We start from the raw sequence: 4,839 nt of genomic DNA on the forward strand, positions 1-4,839 counted from the left end.
TATGTTTGTATCAACAAAACGAAATAAATATTAAAAATGTAGGGTGATGAAATTGGCAGACATGCCCTCCGGTCTCGGGGGTGGAGATAAAGGATAAAATCTAATGCATCCAATAGCAACAGATCTAACTGCTCCGTGGAGGTTCGAATCCTCCCTCTACAGCTAAAAATCGAATCTTTTTAAGGTTTATGGTTAATTAAAAAGCTATCCCATGTTCGGGATAGCTTTCTTTCTTTAAAAGTGTGGTTTGTGAGGGTGCAACGCCTCATCTCTGCGTCTGAGGTGGTCTACAGAATACCTGCCAGCGCCAAAGACAACAAATGCCATCAACGCGAGCAAAACACCAATAGATAACTCCAACTCCATATGATTGCCAACTGAAAGAAATCCCTGCTGTGCATTCACGAAAAAGATGGCGCCAATCAAGATAGGAATTTGAATGATTGCCATTACACGTGTATACAAACCAAAGGCTAGCAGTGGACCACCCAAAATATGTGCAAAGATCACATAATGAGCCAATCCCGCTGAAGCGAAAACGAGATCCATGTTGGCTGTCATAGAACGCAAATAATCGATGTTTGCAATAAACATCACTCCCTTAAAAGTGATGAAGGCCCCAACCACAATTCGTAGAAAGTCTAAAAGGATTATTCGATGAGAATCACCCCACGATTGTAGTTTTTGAAAAGGATCCATGACTGTTGGTTTTAAAGTGGTAGTATAAGATAGCGATTTTTTACCATTAATGTAAGTCGCTTTGCATATTTTTCATTGATTCATGCCACGATTTCATGATTTTTCACAATATTTGAAGGCTGTTAATCAACTAAAAAATCGTAGTTCTATGAATGAGTTTTCTTGGGTAAAGAGATATCCAAAAGGCATACCTGCTAGTATCGGAGAGTTAGAGTATCAATCCCTTCTCGAGATGTTTGAGGATGCCTTCGATAAAAATGCTGGTAATGTGGCATTTGAAAATATGGGTAAAACTATGACTTATAGAGAACTCGATATAAAATCACGCAACTTTTCAGCTTACCTGCAATCAAAGTTTGGTCTTAAAAAAGGTGATACTATAGCTATTCAAATGCCGAACCTGTTGCAGTATCCTATTGCTCTAATTGGCGCATTGAGAGCCGGGTTAATTGTAGTTAATACTAACCCACTATACACACCTAGGGAAATGGCCCATCAATTTAAAGACGCCAAAGTAAAAGCGGTAGTTATTGTTTCAAATTTTGCCTGCAATCTCGAGAAGATAAAAGAAGAGGTCGGTATCAAAAATATAATAGTTACCAACCTTGGTGATTTACTAGGAGGCCTAAAAGGTTCTATTGTCAATTTCGTAGTAAAGTACGTAAAGAAAATGGTGCCTTCTTACAGTCTACCAGAGGCGGTTACTTTTAAAAAGGCATTGGCTGAAGGGGCCAATTTGAATTATGAAAGACCAGAAATAGCTTCTGGTGACCTCGCATTTTTACAGTATACAGGAGGAACCACAGGTGTATCTAAAGGAGCTCAGTTATCACATAAAAATATTATTGCTCATACACAGCAAATCAATAATTGGTTTCAGCCTTTGCTACAAGAGGGGGTGCCAGAAACAATGATAACAGCCATACCTCTTTATCACATTTTTGCTCTAGCTGTAAACGGTATATTCATGCTTAGAATAGGAGCGAAAAATGTATTGATTACAAATCCGAGAGATATGCCTGGTTTTGTGAAGGAGTTGAAGAAGCATAAATTCACCTTGATGACTGGGGTAAACACATTATTTAATGGTTTACTTAATCAGGCCGCTTTTAAAGAAGTAGATTTTAGTCATTTGAAAGGTACTATTGGAGGCGGGATGGCCGTGCAAGATGCAGTGGCCAAGAAGTGGCAGGAAGTAACATCCAGTCCGTTGGTTGAAGGCTACGGTTTAAGTGAGACATCTCCGGTACTTTCTTGCAACCCTCTTGATGGCACTCATAAAATGGGGACTATTGGTTTACCAACACCATCTACAGAGATGGCCGTTTTTGATGAGCGAGGAACAAAACTTGAAGAAGGCGAAGTAGGTGAAATATGTGCTCGTGGCCCACAAGTTATGAATGGATATTGGGGCAGAGATAATAAAGAGGTCTTTTTTGAAGGTGGCTGGTTTAGAACCGGAGATATGGGACAGATGGATGAAGAAGGTTTCTTTAGCATCGTTGACCGTAAGAAAGATATGATTAACGTTTCCGGTTTTAATGTATATCCTAATGAGATCGAAAATGTAGTGGCCAACCATGCCAAAGTACTGGAAGTAGCAGCCATTGGAGTACCGGATAAAAGATCTACCGAAGCGGTGAAAATTTTTGTTGTGAAGAGTGACGAAAGCCTGACAGAAGATGAGCTTAATGAGTATTGCAATGAAAATCTTACGGCTTATAAAACACCTAAATACATTGTATTCACCAACGAGCTTCCTAAGTCTAACGTTGGTAAAATTTTAAGGAGAGAATTACGCGAAGCAGATCAGGGTTAATAACTTTGCGGCTTTAACCAGCATTTAGTCTTTAACTATTGATATGAATCTGCTCAAAATCCAAGTTCCTTGGTGGCGCAAAGCATGGAATGACAATCCTTTAAAAGTAATACTCATTATTGCACTGGCAGTCAGAGTTTTGGCTGCTTTTTTTTCTAAAGGATATGCCTTTCACGATGATCATTTCGATGTTATTCGTGTCGCCCAAGACTGGATCAGTGGTATTTCTCACTGGGTAGCAGATGACATACCGCCCAATCACAGCATGTTTTATGCTGGTGTTAATGCTGTTTTACTATATCTGTGTGAGTTAGTAGGTATTACAGATCCTCAAAGCAAAATGGTTTTTGTACGACTCATTCATGCGCTGTACAGTACATTAATTGTATACTACGCTTTCAAAATTACTTCTATGCTTTCTTCAAAGCCTGCTGATTCTATTATAGTAGGCCTTATGCTTGCGCTATTATGGTTTATGCCGTTTCTAGGTGTCAAGAATTTGGTAGAAATGGTTTGTATACCACCCATTCTCATCGCTTTTTATAAGGTTATGAATCGAGAAGTAAGTTTAAGAGATTGGTTTTTGGCAGGCCTCTTATTTGGTGTGGCGTTTGCCCTGAGGTATCATACTGTTATTTTTATTGGAGGATTGGGAATTATCATGCTGTTTAGAAAGCAATTTATCCAAGCCTTAATAATCACAATGGGTTTTGTCGTAGCTGCATTTTTGTTTATAGGAATAGCCGATATGGTTTTTTGGGAGTATCCATTTCAATCAGTTGTCAGCTACTTTATGTTTAATACTGAGAATGCCTACAATTACAGTACTGGTCCCTTTTACAGATTTTTTCTTACAGTAATAGGATTCACTGTGCCGGTGGTCAGTTTGTTTGTACTTTGGGGATACGGTAACGGATGGAAAATCTCTAAAGAACTAATGCTGGCAGCTACTCTGTTTTTTGTGATTCACTCTATATTCCCAAATAAGCAAGAGCGGTTCATTATTCCATTTTTCCCGTTTTTCATAATCTTAGGTATAATAGGCTGGAACAAAGCCATAGCACAGTCTCAATTCTGGTCAGGCAAAAAAACACTGTTAAAAGTCAGTTGGTCATTCTTTTGGGTCTTAAATATTGTAGCTACTTTGGCTTTAGCCTTAACTTATTCGAAAAAAGACAGAATAGAGCCGCTTACTTATTTATCACAAAAGTCAGATGTCAGGTCAATCATCGTAGAGAGCTCGAGTAATGGCATTAAGCAATTGCCAGAATATTACCTAGGTGGAATGGCTATTAATTACCATGAATTAAATGATAAACGATTTGGGTTTCATGAAAATTGGCCCAGGTTAATAGATGAGAATAAGCTTAAACTGGTATACCTAAAACCTCATATGAAGAGTGTTGATTCCTTAAGCAAGGAAGTCTTAGACGCGGGAGCTAACCCGAATTACGTCATATTTAAAAGACGTACCAATCTGGAAGAAAGGAAAGAAAACTTACTTTCTATTTTTGACGGGTATCGTTTGGTGAAGGAAGTAGAAATACAGCCATCATATTTTGACCGCCTCCTTCATATATTAAACCCTAGAGTTCATAAGGAGGAGGTCACATTTGTTTATAAGCTGGTGCCTAATTCTTAAAGTGCGTTTTCCAGGCTAAGCCAAAGCCAAATATGAAATCAGGAGCAAATTTGTTCAATGGAAATCCGGCAATTATATCGGCTTGCAAGTTATTATTTACCAGATAAGTAAAGCCACCATCAACGCTGTGTTGTGAGTCAATGTCATTGGCAAAATAGCCGTAGATTTCTACAAAGAACCCTACTTTTTCTGATAATGATGCTCCTGTTGTCCATGAGTAAGCCCAGGTGGTTTCACCACTGTCACCCCAGTCTGAGCCAAAGCCGCCAGACCATGGCAGGCCATTTTCATTTTCTAATAGAAGTCTAAAACCGTAATTGAGTTTATCATTTTGAAATGCCTCTTCACCTATGTCAGGGAATGTGAAACTGGTTGCCAGAGAGAATTTAGGAACCCATGTAGTTTGCTCAGTCAGCTTAATTTTAGGGCTTATTGTGAGCGGGGAAAAGCCTGATACTTCAGAGTTTGCTCCATCTAGATTCTGTTCAAATCGCTGATAATTCGTCAATAAGCGCAATTCAAACCAGTCTACAATGCCGTATTTAAATGAAAGGTTAGGGTAGGTAGTAAAGTTAGTTGAACTACTAAATGATTGATATAAATAGCCGGCCTCTATTTGAAAAGTACCTGCGCTTAACGTATTTACCGCATCGGTAACGTTTGGTCGGTCAGTAAAGAT

4 protein-coding genes are annotated in these 4,839 nt (G+C 38.8%); 2 read left to right on the forward strand and 2 right to left on the reverse strand.

What is annotated here, in order from left to right:
* Positions 1–234 precede the first annotated feature (234 nt).
* Entirely contained in the window at positions 235–699 is a 465-nt protein-coding gene (locus E1176_RS06045) for a DoxX family protein (protein WP_155209664.1), read from the reverse strand.
* Positions 700–847: 148 nt separating this feature from the next.
* On the opposite strand from E1176_RS06045, the gene E1176_RS06050 reads away from it, so the two are divergent.
* Together E1176_RS06050 and E1176_RS06055 are read left to right on the forward strand one after the other, a co-directional pair.
* A complete protein-coding gene (locus E1176_RS06050) occupies positions 848–2,518 on the forward strand; it encodes an AMP-binding protein (RefSeq protein ID WP_155209665.1) in 1,671 nt (556 codons plus the stop codon).
* A gap of 43 nt (positions 2,519–2,561) precedes the next feature.
* On the forward strand, positions 2,562–4,160 hold the full coding sequence (locus E1176_RS06055) for a glycosyltransferase family protein (RefSeq protein ID WP_155209666.1): 1,599 nt from the start codon (positions 2,562–2,564) through the stop codon (positions 4,158–4,160).
* Here E1176_RS06055 and E1176_RS06060 read toward each other — a convergent pair.
* A partial coding sequence (locus E1176_RS06060) for a transporter (protein ID WP_155209667.1) occupies positions 4,150–4,839 on the reverse strand: 690 nt, incomplete at its 5' end. The genes E1176_RS06055 and E1176_RS06060 overlap by 11 nt on opposite strands.

The sequence above is a fragment of the Fulvivirga aurantia genome (assembly GCF_009711475.1).
In the GTDB taxonomy this organism is placed as follows: Bacteria; Bacteroidota; Bacteroidia; order Cytophagales; family Cyclobacteriaceae; genus Fulvivirga; species Fulvivirga aurantia.

What these genes read in the sequence shown, in the direction of transcription:
- E1176_RS06050 (WP_155209665.1), top strand. Translation starts at nt 848, where the DNA reads ATGAATGAGTTTTCTTGGGTAAAGAGATATCCAAAAGGCATACCTGCT.
- E1176_RS06055 (WP_155209666.1), top strand. Translation starts at nt 2,562, where the DNA reads ATGAATCTGCTCAAAATCCAAGTTCCTTGGTGGCGCAAAGCATGGAAT.
- E1176_RS06045 (WP_155209664.1), bottom strand. Translation starts at nt 699, where the DNA reads ATGGATCCTTTTCAAAAACTACAATCGTGGGGTGATTCTCATCGAATA.